Source organism: Chromobacterium sp. CCUG 30098, from assembly GCF_059916605.1.
Window position 1 is genome coordinate 1147976 of record NZ_JAUCGS010000001.1, and the last position, 21271, is coordinate 1169246.

A 21271-nucleotide genomic window follows, 5' to 3' on the forward strand; every position below is an offset into this window, starting at 1 on the left:
ATGAACTTCACACTGTTTGTCTTCTATGTTCTGTCCGCCATCCTGGTGTTCGCGGGCATCCGCGTGGTGACGGCCAAGAACCCGATTCACGCGGCCTTGTTCCTGGTGCTGGCCTTCTTCAACAGCGCCGGCCTGTGGCTGCTGATGGAAGCCGAGTTCCTGGCCATCACCCTGGTGGTGGTGTATGTGGGCGCGGTGATGGTGCTGTTCCTGTTCGTGGTGATGATGCTGGACATCAACATCGAGAAACTGCGCGAGGGCTTCTGGAGGAATCTTCCGGTCGCCGCCGCCGTCGGCATCATCATGGTGTTTGAAATGGCGATGATTCTGGCCAGCCCCAGCGCGCGGCTGGACGCCTACCAGGCGGCCGCGCCGCTGGCGGCGGACTTTAGCAACGTCAAAGTGCTGGGCCGCCAGCTGTATACCACCTATCTGCTGCCTTTCGAAGTGGCGGCGGTGGTGCTGCTGCTGGCCATGGTGGCCGCCATCGGTCTGACCATGCGCAGCCGCAAGGACACCAAAGCTATCGATCCGGCGCTGCAGGTCAAGGTCAAGCGCAACGACCGCGTGCGTCTGGTGAAGATGCAGGCCGAACAGCCTGCTGAAGAATCCACGGTGGAGGAGGCCTCCGAGGCCGAATCCGGTAAGCAACAGGCCTGACGGCCAATCAACATAAGGGAGGAAATGTGCTGACACTGACTCACTTCCTGGTGCTGGCCGCAATCCTGTTTGCCATCGGCGTGCTGGGCGTTTTCCTGAACCGGAAAAATCTGATCGTGCTGCTGATGGCCATCGAGCTGATGCTGCTCGCGGTAAACTTCAATTTCATCGCGTTCTCGCATTACCTGTCGGATACGGCGGGCCAGATCTTCGTATTCTTCATCCTGACGGTGGCCGCGGCCGAAGCCGCGATCGGTCTCGCCATCCTGGTGGTGCTGTTCCGCAATCTGCGCACCATCAACGTTGAAGACTTGGGCAGCCTCAAAGGCTAAGGCAAACCGGAACCTACACAAAGCACACAAGCATGGATATGAAGAGCTTATACCTGCTGATTGCACTCGCCCCGCTGGCGGGTTCCATCATTGCAGGCCTATTTGGATGGGCCATCGGCCGGCGCGCTTCGCACGTCGTGACGATAGCCGGCGTGGCGCTGTCCGCCGCGCTGTCGCTCAAGGTGCTTCACGCCTTCCTGACCGGGCAGGCTGAAGTGTTCAACGGTCCGGTTTACACCTGGCTGACGGTGGGAGGCTACGAGTTCTCCGTAGGCTTCCTGGTGGATTCGCTGACCGCGATGATGCTGGTGGTGGTGACCAGCGTGTCGCTGATGGTGCACATTTACACCATCGGCTACATGCAGGAAGACCCGGGCTATCAGCGTTTCTTCAGCTATATCTCGCTGTTTACCTTCTCGATGCTGATGTTGGTGATGAGCAACAACTTCATCCAGCTGTTCTTCGGTTGGGAAGCGGTGGGCCTGGTGTCCTATCTGCTGATCGGCTTCTGGTTCAAGCGTCCGACCGCGATCTACGCCAACCTGAAGGCTTTCCTGGTCAACCGCGTCGGCGACTTCGGCTTTCTGCTGGGCATCGGCCTGGTGCTGGCCTACTTCGGCGGCTCGCTGAACTACAGCGATGTGTTCGCCGCCGCTCCGGCGCTGGCTAACAAGACCATCAGCCTGATTCCGGGCACCGAATGGTCGCTGCTGAGCGTGACCTGCATCCTGCTGTTCATCGGCGCGATGGGCAAATCGGCGCAGTTCCCGCTGCACGTCTGGCTGCCGGACTCGATGGAAGGCCCGACGCCGATCTCGGCGCTGATCCACGCGGCCACGATGGTGACCGCCGGCATCTTCATGGTGTCGCGGATGAGCCCGCTGTTCGAACTGTCCGACACCGCGCTGAACGTGATCATGGTCGCCGGTTCCATCACCGCGCTGTTCATGGGCTTCCTCGGCGTGGTCCAGAACGACATCAAGCGCGTGGTGGCTTACTCCACGCTGTCGCAGCTGGGCTATATGACCGTGGCGCTGGGCGCCTCGGCCTACTCGGTGGCGATGTTCCATGTGATGACCCACGCCTTCTTCAAGGCGCTGCTGTTCCTGGCGGCGGGCTCGGTGATCATTGGGATGCATCACGATCAGGACATGCGCAATATGGGCGGCCTGCGCAAGTACATGCCCATCACCTGGCTGACTTCGCTGCTGGGTTCGCTGGCCTTGATCGGCACGCCGTTCTTCTCCGGCTTCTACTCCAAGGACTCCATCATCGAGGCGGTGCACGCGTCCAATCTGTCCGCGGCCGGTTTCGCCTACTTCGCGGTGATCGCCGGCGTGTTCGTCACCGCCTTCTACTCCTTCCGCATGTACTTCCTGGTCTTCCACGGCAAGGAACGCTGGATGGAGAAGAAGGACGATCATCACGATCACGGCCATGACGATCACGACCATCACCATGGTCTGGGTCCGAACGACAAGCCGCACGAGTCCCCGTGGGTGGTGACCCTGCCGCTGGTGCTGCTGGCGATTCCGTCGGTGCTGGTCGGTTACTTCGCGATCGAGCCGCTGCTGTACGGCGACTTCTTCAAGGGCGTGATCGCCGTCAACCACGAACTGCATCCGGCGATGGAAGAGATCGCCCGCGAGTTCCACGGCGCCGCCGCCATGGGCGTGCATTCCTTGAGCACGCTGCCGCTGTGGCTGGCCTTGGCCGGCGTGGCCACCGCCTGGTTCTTCTACATGAAGGCGCCGCAGATTCCGGCCGCCATCAAGCAGAAGTTCAGCCTGGTGAACAAGATCCTGGAGAACAAGTACTACCTGGACGAGATCTATTTCGCCGTGTTCGCCAAGGGCTCGCGCGCTCTGGGCACCTTCTTCTGGAAGGTGGGCGACATGTTGCTGATCGACGGCCTGTTGGTGAATGGCACCGCCAAGCTGGTGGCGACTTTCTCCGGCTTCATCCGCCGCGCTCAGACCGGTTTCATCTACAGCTACGCCACCGCGATGATCATCGGGGTGCTGGCGCTGATGACGATGTGGTTCTGGCAACTGATCTGGCGTTGAGCCCGGGCTCCGGGATTGGAATAACAACTTGGGTTTGACTATGTTCACAAATCTATTGTCTCTGGTGATCTGGACCCCTATCGCGGCCGGGTTGCTGGTGCTGGCTACGGGGGGCGATCAGCGCGCGTCGCTGGCGCGCTGGCTGGCCGCGGCGGGAGCCCTGGCGGGCTTCCTGCTGTCGCTGCCGCTGTTCACCGAGTTCAACAACCTCAGCGGCGGCATGCAGTTCGTCGAGATGAAGCCGTGGATCGAATCCCTCGGCATCAACTATCACCTGGGCGTGGACGGCATCTCGATGCTGTTCGTAGTGCTCAACAGCTTCACCACCTTGCTGGTGGTGGTGGCCGGCTGGCAGGTGATCCAGAAGCGCGTGTCGCAGTACATGGCCGCCTTCCTGATCATGTCCGGCCTGATCAACGGCGCCTTCGCCGCGCTGGACGCCATCCTGTTCTATGTCTTCTTCGAAGGCATGCTGATTCCGATGTATCTGATCATCGGCGTCTGGGGCGGCCCGCGTCGCGTGTACGCGTCGATCAAGTTCTTCCTCTACACCTTGCTCGGCTCGCTGCTGATGCTGGTGGCCTTGATCTACCTGTACTTCCAGGCCGGCAAGTCCTTCGACATCCAGGCTTTCCACGACATCGCCAAGATCCCGCTGACGGTGCAGATTCTGCTGTTCGTCGCCTTCTTCCTGTCCTTTGCGGTGAAGGTGCCGATGTGGCCGGTGCACACCTGGCTGCCGGACGCCCACGTGGAAGCGCCGACCGGCGGCTCCATGGTGCTGGCCGCGATCACGCTGAAGATCGGCGCTTACGGCTTCCTGCGGTTCGTGCTGCCCATCCTGCCTGACGCCGCGCGCGAGCTGTCCGGCGTGATGGTGGCGCTGTCGCTGGTGGCGGTGGTCTACATCGGCCTGGTGGCGCTGGTGCAGTCCGACATGAAAAAGCTGGTGGCTTATTCCTCCATCTCGCACATGGGCTTCGTCACCCTGGGCCTGTTCCTGTTCACCGGTTCCGAACTGAACCAGTGGGCGGTTGAAGGTGCGCTGGTGCAGATGGTGTCCCACGGCTTCGTCTCCGCCGCGATGTTCTTCTGCATCGGCGTGATGTACGACCGCGTGCACAGCCGCAACATCGCCGACTACGGCGGCGTGGCCAACAAGATGCCCATCTTCGCCGCCTTCATGATGCTGTTCGCGATGGCCAACTCCGGCCTGCCGGCCACCTCCGGCTTCGTCGGCGAGTTCATGGTGATCATGGGCGCGGTGCAAGTGAACTTCTGGTACGCGGTATTGGCCGCCACCACGCTGATCTTCGGCGCCGCTTACACCTTGTGGATGTACAAGCGCGTGATCTTCGGCGAGGTGGGCAACAGCCATGTGGCCGAGCTGTCCGACGTCAACAAGCGCGAGTTCCTGGTGCTGGCCATCCTGGCCATCGCGGTGCTGGGCATGGGCCTGTATCCGCAAGCCTTCGTCGAGAAAATGCACCTGTCGGTCAATGACCTGATCCTGCATGTCTCGCAGAGCAAGCTGTAAGCGCGGAAGGAATGGAAACAATGAATTGGGCTGATCTCAACCTGATACCGGCAATTCCCGAGATGTTCCTCGCCGGCGCGATTCTGTTCGTGCTGATGGCGGACCTGTTCGTTTCGGACGAAAAGCGCGGCATCACCCTGGGCCTGACCCTGCTGAGCCTGTTGGGCGCGGCGGTGGCGCAGGTGATGACTTTCACCGCGCAGCCGGTGCTCACCTTCTCCGGCATGTTCGTCGCCGATCCGATGGGCGGCGTGGTCAAGCTGGCCATGTACGCGGTCACCGCCATCGTGCTGATCTACAGCCGGCAGTACACCGCCGACCGTCAGCTGTTCAAGGGCGAGTACTTCTCGCTGGCCCTGTTCGCGCTCTTAGGCATGAACCTGATGGTGTCGGCCTCGCACTTCCTGACCCTGTACATGGGCCTGGAATTGCTGTCGCTGGCCTTGTACTCGCTGATCGCGCTGCAGCGCGATTCCGTGCAGGCCACCGAGGCGGCGATGAAGTACTTCGTGCTGGGCGCGCTGGCCTCCGGCCTGCTGCTCTACGGCATCTCCATGGTTTACGGCGCCACCGGCTCGCTGGAACTGGCGACGGTCGCTAAGTCCATCGCCGCGCACAAGGCCAACGACGTGTTGCTGGTCTTCGGCCTGGTCTTCATCGTGGCCGGCCTGTCCTTCAAGCTGGGCGCGGTGCCGTTCCATATGTGGGTGCCGGACGTTTACCACGGCGCGCCGACTTCGGTGACGCTGATGGTGGGCGCGGCGCCCAAGCTGGCGGCCTTCGTGTTCACGCTGCGCATCCTGGCCCAGGGCCTGGACGCGCTGGTGGCGGACTGGCAGCAGATGCTGGTGATCGTGGCCGCGCTGTCCATGGCCATCGGCAACATCACCGCCATCGTGCAGACCAACATCAAACGGATGCTGGCCTATTCGACGATCTCGCACATGGGCTTCCTGCTCCTGGGCGTACTGGCCGGCACCAAGGTCGGCTACTCGGCGGCGCTGTTCTACGCGCTGAGCTATGTGCTGATGTCGCTGGTCAGCTTCGGCATGCTGCTGGCGCTGTCCCGCGCCGGTTTCGAATGCGAGAAGGTCGACGATCTGAAGGGCCTGAACAGCCGCAACAGCTGGTATGCGCTGCTGATGCTGCTGACCATGTTCTCCATGGCGGGCATCCCGCCGCTGGTGGGCTTCTACGCCAAGTTCGCGGTGATCAAGGCCATCGTCGACATCGGCATGATCAAGCTGGCCATCTTCGCGGTGCTGATGTCGGTGATCGGCGCGTTCTACTACCTGCGCGTGGTGAAGGCGATGTACTTCGACGACGCCGAAGACCGCAGCGACATCGTGGTGCGCGGCGACATGAAACTGGTGCTGTCGCTGAACGCGCTGGCCTTGCTCTTCATCGGCCTGCTGCCGGAACGCGCGATGGAGCTGTGCCTGCAAGTCGTGCGTCAATCGCTCACCGTGATTTAAGGCCTGTCCACCATGCAATCCAGCGTCATCGTTTTGCTGATCGTCGCCCTGGCGGCGGCGAACCTGCCGTTCCTGACCCAGAAAGTGGGCGGAGTGTGGAAAGTGGCCAACAAGCATTTTGGCTGGCGCTTTCTGGAATTGACGGCGCTGTATCTGCTGGTGGGCGGTTTCGCCTACCTGCTGGAAAGCCGGCTGATGCCGGTGCAGTCGCAGAACTGGCAGTTCTACGTGACCACCTTGTCCTTATTCCTGGTGTTCGCGTTTCCGGGCTACGTCTATTGCTATTTCTGGCGGCGACGGGCCTAGCCGGGCTGGGCGGACGCAATACGCGGCGCGGACGGGATCTCCCGTCCGCGCTGTTTTTTTGGGGGAAGGGCGCGGCGGCGTAGCGAGGCCCGCGCGATGAGACGAAGGGAGAGGACGGGATGTTGAAAGTGATTGCTCAGGACTTCATTCAGCCGGACCGCGTGGCCGAGGTGATGCCGCTGTATCGCGAACTGGTGGAGAAGACGCGGCAAGAGCCGGATTGCATCGGCTATGAGCTGTTCATCGATCAGAAAGACCCCGGCCATTTCGTCTTCATCGAGACCTGGCCGGACAGGGAGGCGCTGGGTCGGCATTGCCAAACCGAACATTTCCGGCGGCTGGTGCCGCAGATCGACAGCCGGCAGCGACAGGCGGGCACCTTTTTGCTGATGGACGCCTTCGCCGAGGCCGGCAGCTGATTGAAAAAGGCGCCGCGTTGCGGCGCCTTGCTTAGAACGTGTTTACGATCTCGCGAGCAAGAGCGAGACAAGGCGAAAACAGCTGAGAAAGCGGAATGTACAAGCGGTACATGGGCATTTCGAAGCGGGCACTCATCGCACAATGTCTCTACCGACGCGTAGCAGATCGTGAACAGGTTCTTAGTAAAAGCGGGCCTCGCCCTGCGGCCGGCTCTTGAAGCGCTTGTGCAGCCAGAAGTACTGGTCCGGGATTTCGCGGACGCGCTGTTCCAGGAAGGCGTTCATGCGTCGGGTGTCGGCCTCGACGTCTTCGCTCGGGTAGTCGTCCCACGGCGGGTAGAACTCCAGCTCGAAGCGGTCGCCGACGCGGCGGGCGATGGCCGGCACCACCTTGGCGCGCGCCAGCTTGCTGATGCGGGACAGGCCGGTGATGGTGGCGGCCTTGACGCCGAAGAAGTCGACGAAGACCGAGTCGCGCACGCCGAAGTCCTGGTCCGGCAGATAGAGGAAGGGCGCGTGGTCCTTGCGCATCGCCTTGATGATGGGGCGCAGGCCTTCCTGGCGGGACACGATGTAGGCGTTGTCGTAACGCTGGCGGCCCAGATAGATCTGGCGGTCCAGCGCCTCGTTCTTCTGGTGGGAGTAGACGCTGACCAGCGGGATGTGCTGGTTCAGCGAATACACGCACATTTCAAAGCCGATGAAGTGAGGGTAGAACAGAATCACGTCTTCGCCGCGTTCGCGCAGCTCGGTGACGTAGTGCAGGTTCTTGATCTCGACCAGTTTGTCGATGCGCGCGGCCGAACTCCACCAGACCACGCCGTACTCCAGCACCATGCGTATCATGTGCTGGAAATTGCGGCGGATCAGCCGGCGGCGTTCCGCCACCGGCATCTCGGGAAAGCATAGGCGCAGATTGATCATGCCGACGCGGCGGCGGTCGCGCGCCAGACAGTAGGCGACATTGCCCAGGCCGCGGGCCAGCAGGCCGATCGCCCACATCGGCAGCAGGCGGATGAGCCAAAGCAGGGCAAAAGCGAATTTCATAGATTTCCTTGTTGGGATGCTCGACAAACAGACTGCGCGGCTCGATAGCTGCGTTGCTCCGTGCGCGCTCCCTCGCTGTACTGTTTGTACTATCTCGGTCGCTGTGCGCCAATGTCCAACGGGGGCGCCTTGCTCTCAAGCCGCTCGTGACGGTTTGTCTTGGATCCCTGTTATTGCGCGTCCGGCCGGCTGACGCCGGGCGGACATTTATAGCGGTTATAGCTCCACAGGTATTGGCTGGGGAAGCGGCGGATCAGCGCTTCCACCTGGGCGTTGAGCTGGGCGGCGTCCTGTTCCTTGTCGCCGCTGAAGGCTTGCGCCGGCGGTTCGATGTGGACGCGGAAGCCCTGGCCGCCCGGCAGGCGCTCGCCGACGAAGAACAAGGTCTCCACGCCGCTGATCTGCGCCAGACGCGGCACCAGGGTCATGGTGTAGGCCGGGCGTTCGAAGAACGGCGCCCACACGCCCTCGCCGTTGCCGGGCACCTGGTCCGGCAGGATGATGGTGGCCTCGCCGGACTTCAGCGCCTTCATCAGCACGCGCACGCCGGCGCCGGTGGCCGGCGCGGTCTTGCCCTTGCCGCGGGCGCGGCCGGCCTGCATCACCGGTTCCAGCCAAGCCATCTTGGGAGGGCGGTACATCGCGGTCAGCGGAAACGGCAGCCGTGAGCTGATGTAGCGGCCGGCGATGTCGTAGCTGCCCAGATGCGGGGTGACGAAGACGATGCCGTGGCCCTTGGCCAGCGCCGCCTCGACGTGCTCCCAGCCGGAGCAGGATTGGACCATGGCGGCGATGTCGTCCGGCTCGCGGCACCAGGCGATGGCCAGTTCCAGCGCGCCCTTGCCGGTTTCCGCGGCGCTTTGTTTGACTAAACGCGGTAAAAGCTGATAATTTCCACAGATTTTACTAGAACTTAGGTTCTCCCGGAGCCGTGCTCTGTAGCGGGGGGACGCATGATAAGTCAGTCGTCCAAGAACGGCACCTAGGCCTTGTAGCCAGGATAAAGGCAGGTGCGCCAGGAAAGACAGCAATAAATGGACTAGCTTAGACATATGAAGCTCAGTCTTGGTCTTAAAGCGACCTATTTTATCATCACAAGGTTTTGCATTTTTCGGGAACGAATAATAAATGAGCGAATATCTGTTTACATCTGAGTCGGTGTCGGAAGGACACCCGGACAAAGTCGCCGATCAGATCTCCGACGCCATCCTCGACGCCATCTTGCGCGAGGACAAGCACGCGCGCGTCGCCGCCGAGACCCTGGTGAACACCGGCCTGGTGGTGTTGGCCGGCGAAATCACCACCAGCGCCAATATCGATTACATCAAGATCGCCCGCGAAACCATCAAGCGCATCGGTTACGACGATTCCGCGCTGGGCTTCGATTTCCGCGGTTGCGCGGTGATGGCTTGCTACGACAAGCAGTCGCAGGACATCGCCCAGGGCGTCAACGAAGGCGAAGGCCTGGATCTGAACCAGGGCGCCGGCGACCAGGGCCTGATGTTCGGCTACGCCTGCGACGAAACCCCGACGCTGATGCCGTTCCCGATCTACTACGCGCATCGTCTGGTGCAGCGTCAGGCCGAGTTGCGCAAGGACGGCCGCCTGCCGTGGCTGCGCCCGGACGCCAAGAGCCAGATCACTTGCGTCTACGACGGCGCCACCGGTCTGCCCAAGCGCATCGACACCGTGGTGCTGTCCACCCAGCATACCCCGGAGATCGATCACAAGACGCTGACCGAGGCGGTGATCGAGGACATCATCAAGCCGGTGCTGCCGCCGGATATGATCACGCCGGAAACCAAATTCCTGATCAACCCGACCGGCCGCTTCGTGATTGGCGGCCCGATGGGCGATTGCGGTCTGACCGGCCGCAAGATCATCGTCGACACCTACGGCGGCGCGGCGCCGCACGGCGGCGGCGCTTTCTCCGGCAAGGATCCGTCCAAAGTGGACCGTTCCGCCGCCTACGCCGGCCGCTACGTGGCGAAGAACATCGTCGCCGCCGGCCTGGCGCGCCAGTGCCAGATCCAGGTTTCCTACGCCATCGGCGTGGCCGAGCCGACCTCGATTGCGGTGGACACCTTCGGCACCAACTCGATTCCGAACGAGAAGATCGTCGAGCTGGTGAAAAAGCATTTCGATCTGCGCCCGAAAGGCATCATCCAGATGCTGGACCTGCTGCGCCCGATCTACAGCAAGACCGCCGCTTACGGCCACTTTGGCCGCGAAGAGCCGGAATTCAGCTGGGAGCGCACCGACAAGGTGGAAGCGCTGCGCGCCGACGCCGGTCTGTAAACCGCGCTCGGCTTCGCGCCAAGAAACGCCTGTCCACGGACAGGCGTTTTTTGTGTCTTGTTAGAGGGCTGCGCTCAGGCGGCAGGCGTTCTTGCCGCCGGCCTTGACCGCGTACAAAGCCCGGTCCGCGGCCTGGTACAGGGCGGCCGGGCTGTCCGCGTGCACGGGGAAGGCGGCCAGACCGCAGGAGAAGGTGGCGCAGAAACTGTCGTCGCCGGCGCCGTGGGGCTGACGGGCGAAGGCTTGCCGCCAGCGCTCGGCGCGTTCCCAGGCCTGGGACGGCGAGCAGCCGGGCATCAGCACCAGAAACTCCTCCCCGCCCAGGCGGCAGAGGATGTCGTCGCCTCGGCCGTCTTCGGCCAGCAGCGCGGACAGGCGGCGCAAGACCTCGTCGCCGAAGTAATGACCGAAGCTGTCGTTGATGCGCTTGAAATCGTCCAGATCGATCAGCGCGATGCTGAGCGGCGCGCTCTCGCTGCGCGCGCGGCTCAGTTCGCGGGCGAAGGTGTCGTCCAGATAGCGGCGGTTGTACAAACCGGTCAGCGGATCGCGCAAGGCCTGCTCGCGCAGCGCCGCCTGCAGCGCTTCGATTTCGGCGATGCGCAGGGCCAAAGTCTGATTGGCGCCGCGCAGCGCCTCCTCGGCCCGGCGCCGCTCGGTGATGTCGCGGGCCACCAGCATGCGGCTGGAGTGAGGCTGAGGCTGCTGGGCGATCGGATACACGCGCAGGTCCAGGATGCGCGCGCCGTCTTGCAAGGACAGCTCCAGGGATTGCTCCCGGCCGCGCAGGATCTGCTCTCGCGGCCAGTCCGCCGGCAAGGGCTGGCCCAGCAATTGACGGCCGGGCCGGCCCAGCAGCCGCGCGGCGGCCGGATTGAGGTCCAGGATGCGCAGCTCGTCGTCCACCACCAGCACCCCGTCGCCCATGGCTTCGAAGGAGCGCGCGCGCGCCACCGGCACTAGATAGAGCAGGCGCAGGTAGAGCAGGTCCAGCGCGAACACCAGGCCGGTGACGGTGAAGGCGAGCGGCGTCGGATCCAGGCCCTGCAAGGGCATGGCGCCGCTCAGGTAGAGGATGTTGCCCAGCCAGGGCGCGCAGGCGCTGGCCATCAGCACGATGGATTGTCCGCGGAAGTGGGCCGGGTAGTAATGCAGCGCGCGGATCAGCATCAGCGAGCCGATCAGCATCATCAGGTAGGAATAGCCGGCGACGCCGATCCAGAACGCCGGGCCGTGCCCGTAGATCAGCAGATTGTAGCCGGAGGGGCTGGGCCGGTAGCCGGTCCACACCAATTGGTGGCTTTCGTTGCTGAGCGCCAGCAGCAGGCAGAGCAAGGGTAGGGCGAACAGCGCCGCCAGCCAGCGCCGGCTCAGCTGGATGCGGTTATAGTCCAGCGCCAGCAGCAGGAAGAGCACCGGTGTGCTCAGCGTGCCCAGGTATTCCAGCTTGGACCAGGCGATCTTGGCGGACAGGCTGGCGGCGGACAGCTCGCACATCGCGCCGGCGGCCCAGAACGCCACCGAACTCATCAGCAGCGCCAGCCAGCGCACCCCGGGAAACTGGCGGCGATACCAGGCGATGGCGGCGATGGCGGTGGAAATCAGCGCGGCGATCCCGGACAGGGCGGCCAGCGGGGTGAAGTCGAAAGTCATGGGGCGAGGATGAATCGGCAAGCGGCTAGTGTATCTTCTTGGCATGCAGACTCCTACCTTTTCCGAGCGGCATAGGTATAATCGAAACGTCGCCGTCCGCGTATCCACGCCGCCGGCGGCCGGTCGGCCCGAGGGGCGCTGCGAGGATGATCCATCCCCAGGCTCGGGCCGCTCCCGTTTCAACGGCGCTCACCTGATCAAAACCGTGCCGGGCACGGGAGCGGGTGAGCCGCATCCTGGCCGGCTGCGTGAACTAAGGAATGCTCGCGATGGCTGATTTCACCGATTTTCATGTTGCCGATATCAATCTGTCCGCCTGGGGCCGCAAGGAACTGGCGATTGCCGAAACAGAAATGCCGGGCCTGATGGCCTTGCGCGACGAGCACCGGCACAGCCAGCCGCTGCGCGGCGCGCGCATCGCCGGCAGTCTGCACATGACGATCCAGACCGGGGTCTTGATCGAGACCCTGGTGGCGCTGGGCGCGGAAGTGCGCTGGGCCTCTTGCAATATCTTCTCCACCCAGGACCACGCCGCCGCCGCCATCGCCGCGGCCGGCATCCCGGTATTCGCCTTCAAGGGCGAGAGCCTGGACGAGTACTGGGAGTTCAGTCACAAAATCTTCGAATGGCCGGAGCAGGAGCCCGCCAATATGATTCTGGACGACGGCGGCGACGCCACCTTGCTGCTGATGCTGGGCAGCAAGGCGGAAAGCGATCGCGGCGCGATCAGCCACCCGTCCAACGAGGAAGAGACCGCGCTGTTCGCCGCCATCGCCCGTTATCTGGAAAAAGACCCGCAGTGGTATTCCAAGCGGCTCAAGCACATCAAGGGCGTGACCGAGGAAACCACCACCGGCGTGCACCGGCTCTATCAGCTGGAGAAGGAGGGGCGTTTGCCGTTCCCGGCCTTCAACGTCAACGACTCGGTGACCAAGTCCAAGTTCGACAACCTCTACGGCTGCCGTGAATCGCTGGTGGACGGCATCAAGCGCGCCACCGACGTGATGGTGGCCGGCAAGGTGGCGGTGGTGCTGGGCTACGGCGACGTGGGCAAGGGCTGCGCGCAGAGCTTGCGCGGCCTGGGCGCCACGGTGTGGGTGACCGAGGTGGACCCGATCTGCGCATTGCAGGCGGCGATGGAAGGCTATCGCGTGGTGCGTATGGACGAAGTGGCCGACCAGGCCGACATCTTCGTCACCGCCACCGGCAATGTCGGCGTGATCACCCACGAACATATGAAGAAGATGCGCAACAACGCCATCGTCTGCAATATCGGCCATTTCGACAGCGAGATCGAAGTCGCCAGCCTGCGCCAGTACCAGTGGGACAATATCAAGCCGCAGGTGGACCACATCATTTTCCCTGACGGCAAGCGAGTGATCCTGTTGGCCGAGGGCCGGCTGGTCAACCTGGGTTGCGCCACCGGCCACCCCAGCTTCGTGATGTCCAACTCCTTCACCAACCAGGTGCTGGCTCAGGTGGAAATCTTCGCCAACGGCCTGCAATACGGCAAACAGGTGTATGTCTTGCCCAAGCATCTGGACGAGAAGGTGGCGCGCCTGCACTTGGGCCGCATCGGCGCCAGGCTGACCGAGCTGTCCGACGAACAGGCCGCCTACATCAGCGTGCCCAAGCAAGGTCCATATAAGCCGGATCACTATCGTTATTGATTTTTATAACGATAGAAAAACGGACAGGGCTATTAGAATGGTGCTGTCCGTTTTTTCTTGTCCGCTGTTGCGGATCGCGGCCAACCTATAAAAACAAAGGAGTCTCCCGCAGGAGATACAGAGAGATCATGACAGCACAGAGCCGAACCTTCAGTTTCGAATTCTTTCCGCCCAAGACGCCGGAAGGCATCGCCAAGCTGCGCACCACGCGCCAGCAGCTGGCCCAGTTCAAGCCGCAGTTCTTTTCCGTCACCTTCGGCGCCGGCGGCACCACCCGCGACGGCACGCTGGCGACGGTGCTGGAAATCCGCAGCGAAGGCCACGCCGCCGCGCCGCACCTGTCCTGCATCGGCTCCACCCGCGAGAATATCGGCGCCATCCTCAAGGAATACCGCAACAACGGCATCCGCCACATCGTCGCGCTGCGCGGCGACATCCCGTCCGGCATGGTGGCGGCCGGCGAATTCCGCTACGCCAACGAGTTGGTCGAATTCATTCGCGCCGAGCACGGTGACCATTTCCACATCGAGGTGGCCGCCTATCCGGAGTTCCATCCGCAGGCGCGCTCGGCCGAGGACGACATCGGCAACTTTGTGCGCAAGGTCCACGCCGGAGCCAATTCGGCGATGACCCAGTACTTTTTCAACGCCGACGCCTATTTCCGCTTCGTCGACGAGGTTCAGGGCCGGGGAGTGAATATTCCCATCGTGCCGGGCATCATGCCGATCTCCAATTTCGGGCAACTGTGTCGTTTTTCCGACATGTGCGGCGCGGAAGTGCCGCGTTGGCTGCGCCAGCGCATGCAGGCCTATTACGACGACAGCGCGTCCATCCGCGCGCTGGGCCTGGACGTGGTGACCGAGTTGTGCGATCGCTTATTGCAGCACGGCGCGCCGGGTCTGCACTTCTACACGCTGAATCAGGCCGGCTTGGTGTCCACCATTTGGCAGCGGCTAGGTTTGTGAATCGGGACGCGTTCCCATGCAAAACGGCCCGGTATTCCGGGCCGTTCTTTTTCAAATCCGTATGCGGCTCGGGGCCGCGCCGCCTTAAAGACCACGCAGCTGGCCGAGCGGCAGCGAGGTGGTCCGCTTGATCTCCTTGAGCACGAAGCTGGACTTCACATCCGCGACACCGGGGTGTTGCAATAGCTCGTCCATCACGAAGCGCGAAAAGTGCTCCATGTCCTCGAAGTACACCTGCAGCAGATAATCCATCTCGCCGGTCATCGCAAAGCAATTGATGACCTCCTGCCAGCTTTGCACCGATTCGATGAAGCTTTGCAGATGCGCGTTGCCGCGTTTCTCCAGCGTGACCCTGACCCAGGCTTGCAGGCCCAGGCCGATGCGGGCCGGGTCCAGCAGCGCCACGTATTGGCGGATCACGCCGGATTCCTCCAGCTGCTTTAGGCGACGCAGGCAAGGGGATGGAGACAGGGCCACCCGTTCTGCTAATTCCACATTGGTTAAGCGGCCGTCGTGTTGCAGTTCGGCCAGAATACGCAAGTCTGTCTTATCTAATGTAAGACTTGGCATGTTTTCTCCTAAAATAGGCAAAATATTAGTGTTTTATACTTAGTTATTACTGGTTTCTTGGTATTTAGCAAGAAAATTGCCCCGTAGTTTCCATAGAATAAAAAGCCTAAAAACGCATTCTACACACGGCGCTAAAAAAGCACCGGGGTTTGTCGAGTGAATAAGACGGCGGAGATAAGATTCACATTCTGAGGAGAAGCTTGTCGTTCGTCGCGGCAAGTCAAACCAGCGCGCGGCAAGCGCCTTTCTCCTCATTCAGTCTTTTCCCTTCCGACTTTTCCACGCGAAGCCAAATGCGTTGCACAGGGCTTTTTACAACATGTCATGACAAGACTATCACAAGACATGTCATCAAAAGCTACTGTTACTTGTTTATAAACAAGCTTGTTGCGCGGAATACCAGATCAAGTCGCCGGTTCAGAGCGGCGCCACGCTCCGCTCGCCGCCCAGCGGCCGCACACTCATCTACAACAGGAGAAACAGATGAAAATGGAAACCATACTGCAAAACCCCCTGGCCACCGACGGCTTTGAATTTGTCGAATACACCGCGCCCAGCGCCGAAGGCCTGGCCAAGCTGAAGGCCTTGTTTCTGTCGCTGGGTTTCAGCGAAGTGGCGCGCCACCGCAGCAAGAACGTCAGCCTGTTCCGCCAGGGCGACATCAATTTCATCTTGAACGGCGAGTCGTCGCAGCCGGCCAACGATTTCGGCCACGAGCACGGCCCGTCGGCTTGTGCGATGGCGTGGCGCGTCAAAGACGCGGCCAAGGCCTATGAATACGCGCTGGCCCACGGCGCCAAGAAATACGAGCGCCCGATCGGCTTTATGGAGCTGAATATTCCGGCGGTGGAGGGGATTGGCGGCTCGGCACTGTATTTCGTCGATCGCTACGGTCCGGAACACAGCATCTACGATGTGGACTTCCAGCCGCTGGACGGCGTAGACCAGCATCCGCAAGGCGTGGGCCTGTATGAGATCGATCACCTGACCCACAATGTGTTCCGCGGCAATATGGCCAAGTGGGCGGGCTTCTACACCGATATCGCCAACTTCCGCGAAATCCGTTACTTCGACATCGAGGGCAAGCTCACCGGCCTGGTGTCCCAGGCGATGACCAGCCCCTGCGGCAAAATCCGCATCCCGATCAACGAATCCTCCGACGACAAGAGCCAGATCGAGGAATTCCTGCGCGAATACCATGGCGAGGGCATCCAGCACATCGCGCTGACCACCCGCGACATCTACCGCACCGTGGAAACGCTGAAAGCCGCCGGCACCCGCTTCCTCGACACTCCGGACACCTATTATGAAAAAGTGGACGAGCGGGTGCCGGGCCATGGCGAAGACCTGGCGCGTCTGCACAAAAACCACATCCTGGTGGACGGCGCGCCGGTGGACGGCGCCGGCATCCTGTTGCAGATATTCACCGAGACCGTGATCGGGCCGATCTTCTTCGAGATCATCCAGCGCAAGGGCAACGAGGGCTTTGGCGAGGGCAACTTCCGCGCCCTGTTCGAGTCGATCGAAGAGGACCAGATCCGCCGCGGCGTCATCTAAAGCCCGCAGTTCATCGATGCCATCCCGCCGCCCAGGCGGCGGGATTGAAGGACACACCATGCGTAAATGGATTCAGTACCCCCACCGCGAAGGCACCGTCTCGCGCCAGGCCCACGCCGATTTCCCGGACACGGCCATCTATGAGCGCGAAGTGGGCCGCAGCGGTTTTTTCGGTCCCGCCACTCATTTGCACCACAAGCATCCGCCCACCGGCTGGAGCGCCTGGGAAGGCCCGTTGCGCCCGCGCGCCTTTGATCTGAACGAACTGCCCAAGAACGTCGCCGCGCCCTGGGCCGCGCCGCTGGTGCTGCACAACGCTCAATGCAAGCTGCGCATCTGGAGCGTGGATCAGGCGATGACCCAGCTGTTCCGCAACGGCGACGGCGACGACATGCTGTTCATCCACGCCGGCAGCGGCGAGCTGTTCTGCGATTACGGCCACCTGAGCTACCGCGACGGCGACTACATCCTGATGCCGCGCTCCACCAGCTGGCGCATTGAACCGGCCGCGCCCACCACCATGTTGCTGATCGAGGCCAGCAACGGCGCCTACCAATTGCCGGACAAGGGCCTGGTGGGACCGCACGCCATCTTCGACGAGGCGATGCTGGACGTGCCGTCCATCGACGACGCCTTCCGCGCGCAGCAGACCGAGGACGAGTGGCAAGTGGTGATCAAGCGCCGCGGCGCGCTGTCCACCGTGACTTACCCGTTCAATCCGCTGGACGCGATAGGCTGGCACGGCAACCACTCCGTCGCCCGCATCAACTGGCGCGACATCCGGCCGCTGATGAGCCATCGCTACCATCTGCCGCCGTCGGCGCACACTACCTTCGTCGCCGACGGCTTTGTGATCTGCACCTTCGTGCCGCGGCCGATCGAATCCGATCCCGGCGCTTTGAAGGTCCCGTTCTATCACAACAACGACGATTACGACGAAGTGATCTTCTATCACGCCGGCGACTTCTTCAGCCGCGACAACATCAAGCCGGGCATGCTGACCTTCCACCCGGCGGGCTTCACTCACGGGCCGCATCCCAAGGCCTTCGCCAAGGCGATGACGGAGCCCAAGACCTTCACCGACGAAGTGGCGGTGATGATAGACACGCGGGACGCCTTGGAGCAGGGGCCGCAGATGCCGGCGGTGGAGTGGACCCAGTATGTGGACAGCTGGAAACCCAAGCCCTGATTGTTTGAGTTCATTTCTACTGCGCAGGCTGATCTCGAAACTGTGATGCTTGCGGTACCATTTGTACCGCTGCGCTTCTCGTTTCGACCTCAGCCCGCTCGCGACGAAATGCTCCTCAAACGAAGCTTTCATGTCATACCCGTATCACTGGAATTTCAGCTGCCCAGCTGCAGAAAGAATAGAAGATGAAACTCGCCACATATCAGAATCAAACCCGCGACGGCCAGTTGTTGGTCGTCAGCCGCGACCTGTCCCGCGCGGTGGCGGTGCCGCAGATCGCCGCCAGTCTGCAACAGGCGCTGGACGGCTGGGACGCGCTGGCGCCGCGGCTGCAGGAAGTCTACGCCGCGCTGAACGCGGGCGAGGTGCCGGGCGCTTTCCCGTTCGAGCCGCAGCGCTGCCACAGCCCGCTGCCGCGCGCCTATCAATGGGCGGACGGCAGCGCCTATCTGAACCATGTCGAACTGGTGCGCAAGGCGCGTGGGGCCGAGGTGCCGGCCAGCTTTTACCATGATCCGCTGATGTACCAGGGCGGCTCCGACGCCTTCCTGCCGCCGCTGGCGCCGATTCCGCTGCGCGACGAGGCCTGGGGCCTGGACTTCGAGGGCGAGGTGGCGGTGATCACCGGCGACGTGCCGCTGGGCGCGGACGCCGACGCCTGCGCGGGCCAGATCCGTCTGCTGATGCTGGTCAACGACGTCAGCCTGCGCAATCTGATCCCCAACGAGCTGGCCAAGGGCTTCGGCTTCTTCCAGAGCAAGCCGGCCACGGCTTTCTCGCCGGTGGCGGTGAGTCCGGACGAACTGGGCGCCGCCTGGCGCGACGGCAAGGCGCACCTGCCGCTGCTGGTGGAATACAACGGCGCGCCTTACGGCCGTCCCAACGCCGGCGTGGAAATGCAGTTCAGCTTCCCGCAACTGGTGGCGCACGTGGCCAAGACCCGCGAGCTGGCCGCCGGCTCCATCATCGGCTCCGGCACCGTGTCCAATCATGACCGCAGCGTCGGCTCCTGCTGCCTGGCGGAACAGCGGATGATAGAAACCATCGAGAACGGCGCGCCGACGACTCCGTTCATGAAAGTGGGCGACCGCGTGCGCATCGAGATGAAGGACGCCGCCGGCGCCAGCGTCTTCGGCGCCATCGAGCAGACGGTGGTGAAACATGGTTGAGCGCGTGCTCTACGGTTATTTCCGTTCCAGCGCCGCTTACCGGGTGCGCATCGCGCTGAATCTCAAGGGGCTGGATTACCGCTATCAAGCGGTCAATCTGCTCAAGGGCGAGCAGCGCAGCCCCGAGTATCTGGCCATCAATCCGCAGGGCTTGGTGCCGTTGCTGGACGACGGCGGGGTCAAGATCGCGCAGTCCCTGGCCATTTGCGAATACCTGGACGAGGCCTATCCGGATGCGCCGCGGCTGTTGCCGTCCGCTCCGGCGGCTCGGGCGCGGGTTCGCGCGCTGGCCCTGGCCATCGCCGCCGACATCCATCCCTTGCAGAACACTCGAGTCGGCAAGTATCTGCAGACCGAGTACGGCAAGGACGAAGAGGGCAAGGCGGCGTGGATATGGCACTGGATTCGCACCGGCTTCGACGCGCTGGAGCAAGCGCTGGCGGAATCGCCCAGCCGTTACGCGGCGGGCGAGCAGCCGACGCTGGCCGATGTCTGCCTATTGCCGCAGGTGTTCAGCGCCCGGCGTTTCGGCCTGGACCTGAGCGCGTATCCGCACATCGTCCGCGTTGCGGACGCGCTGGAGCAACTGCCGGCTTTCGCCGACGCGCATCCATCCCGTCAGCCGGACGCGATCTAAGTCTTTGATCCGGCGGGCCGGTCGTTTCAGACGGCCCGCCCGCCTGCTTTTCCCGCGCCGCCGCGGTTCGTTTTTTTGCAATTATTCCTTGACTCTGAATTCGTCCTCTGATTAAATGCGTGGCTCTGACGGCGCGACAGCGCAGCAGTGATGGCCAGTTAGCTCAGTTGGTAGAGCAGCGGATTGAAAATCCGCGTGTCCGTGGTTCGATTCCGCGACTGGCCACCATCACCGCCTTAGCTTCAGCACCCGTCGGCCAGTTAGCTCAGTTGGTAGAGCAGCGGATTGAAAATCCGCGTGTCCGTGGTTCGATTCCGCGACTGGCCACCAGATACCTGAAAAGCCGAACTCGATGAGTTCGGCTTTTTGCATTGCGGCTTGCTTTTATCTTTCAATATATGATTAAATATAATATATATTGTTATGTTAAGGAGACGAGCATGAGCCTTCATTACCCTGATTTGAGTGCGGAACTGGGCGAGGAGTTGAGCAAGCTGCGCAAGGAAATCCCGGAAACGATGAAAGGCTTCGGCCAGATGAGCCGGGCCGCTCACGCGGACGGCGCCTTGTCGAACCGGACCAAGGAACTGATCGCGCTGGCCATAGGCATCGCCAACCGCTGCCACGGCTGTCTGGCCTTTCATGCCAAGGCGCTGGTGGAACTGGGCTGCGGCCGCGCCGAATTCATGGAGATGCTGCAAGTGGCCGTCTATATGGGCGGCGGTCCTTCCTTGATGACGGCGGCGGAGGCCTTGCAGGCCTATGAGCAGTTCGGCGGGGAGAGCGCGCCCGGCTGATCCCGGTTCGGACCAGAAAGCGCTCGCTCGCATTGATGGGCAGCGCCGCCGGGCGGGCGTATACTGTGCGCTTCTGTTGTCGCGGGAGTTTGATGGTGTATCACTTCATCGCATCCGATCTGGATGGCACCTTGCTGGACCCCAATCACGCGGTGGACGATTTCACCGCCAGCACCTTGCAGGCCCTGCAGGCGCGCGGCGTCCGTTTCGCCATCGCCACCGGCCGTCATTATCTGGACGTGCAGGGCATACGTCAGGCGCTGGGCATCCGCGCTCACCTGATCACGTCCAACGGCGCGCGGGTGCATGATCCCGACGACAAGCTGGTGCATCGCCAGGATATCGATCCCGTCTTGGTGCGCCGGCTGGCGCAGCCGGAGTTCGCCGCCGGCACGGTGCTGAATTTCTATCTGGACGACGCCTGGCTGATCGACCAACCCTGCCAGTATCTACTCAATTTCCACGCCGATTCCGGCCTGCGCTATCAATTGGCCGATCTGGCCGGGCACGGCGGCGAGGGCGTCGGCAAGGTGCTCTACATCGGCGAGCACGCGTATTTGCTGGAGGTGGAGCGCAAGCTGCATCAGGCCTTCGGCGATGAGCTGTACATTACTTTCTCGGCCGACGATTGCCTGGAGGTGATGGCGCCCGGGGTGTCCAAGGGCCACGCGCTGGAGCTGGTGTTGTCGGATCTGGGCCTGGACAAGGCGCATTGCCTGGCCTTTGGCGACGGTCAGAACGATATCGAACTGCTGCGCACCGCCGGCCACCCGCGGATGATGGGCAACGCCCAGGCGCGGCTGGCCGAGCAACTGCCGGATGTGCCGCGCATCGGCAGCAACCGCGAAGCCGGCGTGGCGCGCCATCTGCGCGAGCTGTTCGCCTTATAGCCGAGACAGGCCCCGCCAATAAAAAACGCCAGCG

The 21271-nt window shown here is 62.4% G+C and carries 20 protein-coding genes, 2 tRNA genes and 1 riboswitch; of the genes, 18 read left to right on the top strand and 4 right to left on the bottom strand.

The window, feature by feature from the left end; genetic code table 11:
- The 7 genes from QUG03_RS05385 to QUG03_RS05415 all read left to right on the top strand — a co-directional run bounded on the left by QUG03_RS05385 (position 1) and on the right by QUG03_RS05415 (position 6795).
- On the top strand, positions 1 to 660 hold the full coding sequence (locus QUG03_RS05385; RefSeq protein WP_107800399.1) for an NADH-quinone oxidoreductase subunit J: 660 nt from the start codon (positions 1 to 3) through the stop codon (positions 658 to 660).
- Positions 661 to 686: 26 nt separating this feature from the next.
- Positions 687 to 992, top strand: a complete 306-nt coding sequence (nuoK, locus tag QUG03_RS05390; protein ID WP_019102195.1) for an NADH-quinone oxidoreductase subunit NuoK — start codon at positions 687 to 689, stop codon at positions 990 to 992.
- Between the two features lie 32 nt (positions 993 to 1024).
- Complete coding sequence (nuoL, locus tag QUG03_RS05395) at positions 1025 to 3058, top strand: NADH-quinone oxidoreductase subunit L (protein WP_107800398.1); 2034 nt, start codon at positions 1025 to 1027, stop codon at positions 3056 to 3058.
- Between the two features lie 40 nt (positions 3059 to 3098).
- Positions 3099 to 4595, top strand: a complete 1497-nt coding sequence (locus QUG03_RS05400) for an NADH-quinone oxidoreductase subunit M (protein WP_107800397.1) — start codon at positions 3099 to 3101, stop codon at positions 4593 to 4595.
- Positions 4596 to 4615: 20 nt separating this feature from the next.
- Positions 4616 to 6070: an NADH-quinone oxidoreductase subunit NuoN gene (nuoN, locus tag QUG03_RS05405; RefSeq protein WP_235087002.1), complete on the top strand. Its 1455-nt coding sequence runs from the start codon at positions 4616 to 4618 to the stop codon at positions 6068 to 6070.
- Positions 6071 to 6082: 12 nt separating this feature from the next.
- The gene (locus QUG03_RS05410; protein WP_500819592.1) at positions 6083 to 6376 is read left to right on the top strand and encodes a DUF2818 family protein; all 294 of its coding nucleotides are present in this window, start codon (positions 6083 to 6085) and stop codon (positions 6374 to 6376) included.
- Positions 6377 to 6495: 119 nt separating this feature from the next.
- Positions 6496 to 6795, top strand: coding sequence for a putative quinol monooxygenase (locus tag QUG03_RS05415; protein WP_500819593.1), 300 nt, complete (start codon positions 6496 to 6498; stop codon positions 6793 to 6795).
- A 180-nt stretch (positions 6796 to 6975) separates the two neighbouring features.
- Here QUG03_RS05415 and QUG03_RS05420 read toward each other — a convergent pair whose 3' ends face one another.
- Together QUG03_RS05420 and QUG03_RS05425 are read right to left on the bottom strand one after the other, a co-directional pair.
- Positions 6976 to 7842 (bottom strand): lipid A biosynthesis lauroyl acyltransferase, encoded by an 867-nt coding sequence (locus tag QUG03_RS05420; protein ID WP_500819594.1) that lies wholly within the window; start codon positions 7840 to 7842, stop codon positions 6976 to 6978.
- Between the two features lie 170 nt (positions 7843 to 8012).
- Entirely contained in the window at positions 8013 to 8894 is an 882-nt protein-coding gene (locus QUG03_RS05425; RefSeq protein WP_107800393.1) for a lysophospholipid acyltransferase family protein, read from the bottom strand.
- 76 nt (positions 8895 to 8970) lie between these two features.
- Here QUG03_RS05425 and metK point away from each other — a divergent pair, with 76 nt between their 5' ends.
- Complete coding sequence (metK, locus tag QUG03_RS05430) at positions 8971 to 10140, top strand: methionine adenosyltransferase (protein ID WP_107800392.1); 1170 nt, start codon at positions 8971 to 8973, stop codon at positions 10138 to 10140.
- Positions 10141 to 10200: 60 nt separating this feature from the next.
- Here the strand turns inward: metK and QUG03_RS05435 are convergent, their stop codons facing one another.
- Positions 10201 to 11838 carry a histidine kinase N-terminal 7TM domain-containing diguanylate cyclase gene (locus tag QUG03_RS05435; RefSeq protein WP_500819595.1) on the bottom strand — a complete coding sequence of 546 codons (1638 nt, stop codon included), beginning with the start codon at positions 11836 to 11838 and terminating at the stop codon, positions 10201 to 10203.
- A 79-nt stretch (positions 11839 to 11917) separates the two neighbouring features.
- Positions 11918 to 11991, top strand: a riboswitch (S-adenosyl-L-homocysteine riboswitch).
- A 62-nt stretch (positions 11992 to 12053) separates the two neighbouring features.
- Here QUG03_RS05435 and ahcY point away from each other — a divergent pair.
- Together ahcY and metF are read left to right on the top strand one after the other, a co-directional pair.
- Positions 12054 to 13463 (top strand): adenosylhomocysteinase, encoded by a 1410-nt coding sequence (gene ahcY / locus QUG03_RS05440; RefSeq protein WP_199225919.1) that lies wholly within the window; start codon positions 12054 to 12056, stop codon positions 13461 to 13463.
- A gap of 128 nt (positions 13464 to 13591) precedes the next feature.
- The gene (metF, locus tag QUG03_RS05445; protein ID WP_107800389.1) at positions 13592 to 14428 is read left to right on the top strand and encodes a methylenetetrahydrofolate reductase [NAD(P)H]; all 837 of its coding nucleotides are present in this window, start codon (positions 13592 to 13594) and stop codon (positions 14426 to 14428) included.
- An 84-nt stretch (positions 14429 to 14512) separates the two neighbouring features.
- Here metF and QUG03_RS05450 read toward each other — a convergent pair whose 3' ends face one another.
- On the bottom strand, positions 14513 to 14998 hold the full coding sequence (locus tag QUG03_RS05450; protein ID WP_107800388.1) for an Lrp/AsnC family transcriptional regulator: 486 nt from the start codon (positions 14996 to 14998) through the stop codon (positions 14513 to 14515).
- Between the two features lie 483 nt (positions 14999 to 15481).
- Between QUG03_RS05450 and hppD the strand changes: the two genes are divergently transcribed.
- From hppD to QUG03_RS05490, 8 genes are all read left to right on the top strand, one after another.
- On the top strand, positions 15482 to 16555 hold the full coding sequence (hppD, locus tag QUG03_RS05455; RefSeq protein WP_107800387.1) for a 4-hydroxyphenylpyruvate dioxygenase: 1074 nt from the start codon (positions 15482 to 15484) through the stop codon (positions 16553 to 16555).
- A 58-nt stretch (positions 16556 to 16613) separates the two neighbouring features.
- On the top strand, positions 16614 to 17744 hold the full coding sequence (locus QUG03_RS05460) for a homogentisate 1,2-dioxygenase (protein WP_500819596.1): 1131 nt from the start codon (positions 16614 to 16616) through the stop codon (positions 17742 to 17744).
- A 185-nt stretch (positions 17745 to 17929) separates the two neighbouring features.
- Positions 17930 to 18913 carry a fumarylacetoacetate hydrolase family protein gene (locus QUG03_RS05465; protein ID WP_107800385.1) on the top strand — a complete coding sequence of 328 codons (984 nt, stop codon included), beginning with the start codon at positions 17930 to 17932 and terminating at the stop codon, positions 18911 to 18913.
- Entirely contained in the window at positions 18906 to 19550 is a 645-nt protein-coding gene (gene maiA / locus QUG03_RS05470) for a maleylacetoacetate isomerase (RefSeq protein WP_500819597.1), read from the top strand. The genes QUG03_RS05465 and maiA overlap by 8 nt, the downstream gene beginning before the upstream one ends.
- Positions 19551 to 19702: 152 nt before the next feature.
- Positions 19703 to 19778, top strand: a tRNA-Phe gene (locus QUG03_RS05475).
- A gap of 26 nt (positions 19779 to 19804) precedes the next feature.
- Positions 19805 to 19880 (top strand) — tRNA-Phe (locus QUG03_RS05480).
- Positions 19881 to 19990: 110 nt separating this feature from the next.
- Positions 19991 to 20347 carry a carboxymuconolactone decarboxylase family protein gene (locus QUG03_RS05485; RefSeq protein WP_500819598.1) on the top strand — a complete coding sequence of 119 codons (357 nt, stop codon included), beginning with the start codon at positions 19991 to 19993 and terminating at the stop codon, positions 20345 to 20347.
- Between the two features lie 92 nt (positions 20348 to 20439).
- Positions 20440 to 21237 (top strand): Cof-type HAD-IIB family hydrolase, encoded by a 798-nt coding sequence (locus QUG03_RS05490; RefSeq protein ID WP_227104730.1) that lies wholly within the window; start codon positions 20440 to 20442, stop codon positions 21235 to 21237.
- Positions 21238 to 21271 lie beyond the last annotated feature (34 nt).

Excerpts from the sequence above, each read along its gene's own strand:
- QUG03_RS05420 (WP_500819594.1), bottom strand. The coding sequence starts at position 7,842 with ATGAAATTCGCTTTTGCCCTGCTTTGGCTCATCCGCCTGCTGCCGATG.
- QUG03_RS05465 (WP_107800385.1), top strand. The coding sequence starts at position 17,930 with ATGAAACTCGCCACATATCAGAATCAAACCCGCGACGGCCAGTTGTTG.
- QUG03_RS05415 (WP_500819593.1), top strand. The coding sequence starts at position 6,496 with ATGTTGAAAGTGATTGCTCAGGACTTCATTCAGCCGGACCGCGTGGCC.
- QUG03_RS05460 (WP_500819596.1), top strand. The coding sequence starts at position 16,614 with ATGCGTAAATGGATTCAGTACCCCCACCGCGAAGGCACCGTCTCGCGC.
- ahcY (WP_199225919.1), top strand. The coding sequence starts at position 12,054 with ATGCTCGCGATGGCTGATTTCACCGATTTTCATGTTGCCGATATCAAT.
- nuoL (WP_107800398.1), top strand. The coding sequence starts at position 1,025 with ATGGATATGAAGAGCTTATACCTGCTGATTGCACTCGCCCCGCTGGCG.
- QUG03_RS05450 (WP_107800388.1), bottom strand. The coding sequence starts at position 14,998 with ATGCCAAGTCTTACATTAGATAAGACAGACTTGCGTATTCTGGCCGAA.
- metF (WP_107800389.1), top strand. The coding sequence starts at position 13,592 with ATGACAGCACAGAGCCGAACCTTCAGTTTCGAATTCTTTCCGCCCAAG.
- QUG03_RS05385 (WP_107800399.1), top strand. The coding sequence starts at position 1 with ATGAACTTCACACTGTTTGTCTTCTATGTTCTGTCCGCCATCCTGGTG.
- QUG03_RS05490 (WP_227104730.1), top strand. The coding sequence starts at position 20,440 with ATGGTGTATCACTTCATCGCATCCGATCTGGATGGCACCTTGCTGGAC.
- QUG03_RS05425 (WP_107800393.1), bottom strand. The coding sequence starts at position 8,894 with ATGTCTAAGCTAGTCCATTTATTGCTGTCTTTCCTGGCGCACCTGCCT.
- maiA (WP_500819597.1), top strand. The coding sequence starts at position 18,906 with ATGGTTGAGCGCGTGCTCTACGGTTATTTCCGTTCCAGCGCCGCTTAC.
- QUG03_RS05410 (WP_500819592.1), top strand. The coding sequence starts at position 6,083 with ATGCAATCCAGCGTCATCGTTTTGCTGATCGTCGCCCTGGCGGCGGCG.
- hppD (WP_107800387.1), top strand. The coding sequence starts at position 15,482 with ATGAAAATGGAAACCATACTGCAAAACCCCCTGGCCACCGACGGCTTT.
- metK (WP_107800392.1), top strand. The coding sequence starts at position 8,971 with ATGAGCGAATATCTGTTTACATCTGAGTCGGTGTCGGAAGGACACCCG.
- QUG03_RS05435 (WP_500819595.1), bottom strand. The coding sequence starts at position 11,838 with ATGCCAAGAAGATACACTAGCCGCTTGCCGATTCATCCTCGCCCCATG.
- QUG03_RS05485 (WP_500819598.1), top strand. The coding sequence starts at position 19,991 with ATGAGCCTTCATTACCCTGATTTGAGTGCGGAACTGGGCGAGGAGTTG.
- QUG03_RS05400 (WP_107800397.1), top strand. The coding sequence starts at position 3,099 with ATGTTCACAAATCTATTGTCTCTGGTGATCTGGACCCCTATCGCGGCC.
- nuoN (WP_235087002.1), top strand. The coding sequence starts at position 4,616 with ATGAATTGGGCTGATCTCAACCTGATACCGGCAATTCCCGAGATGTTC.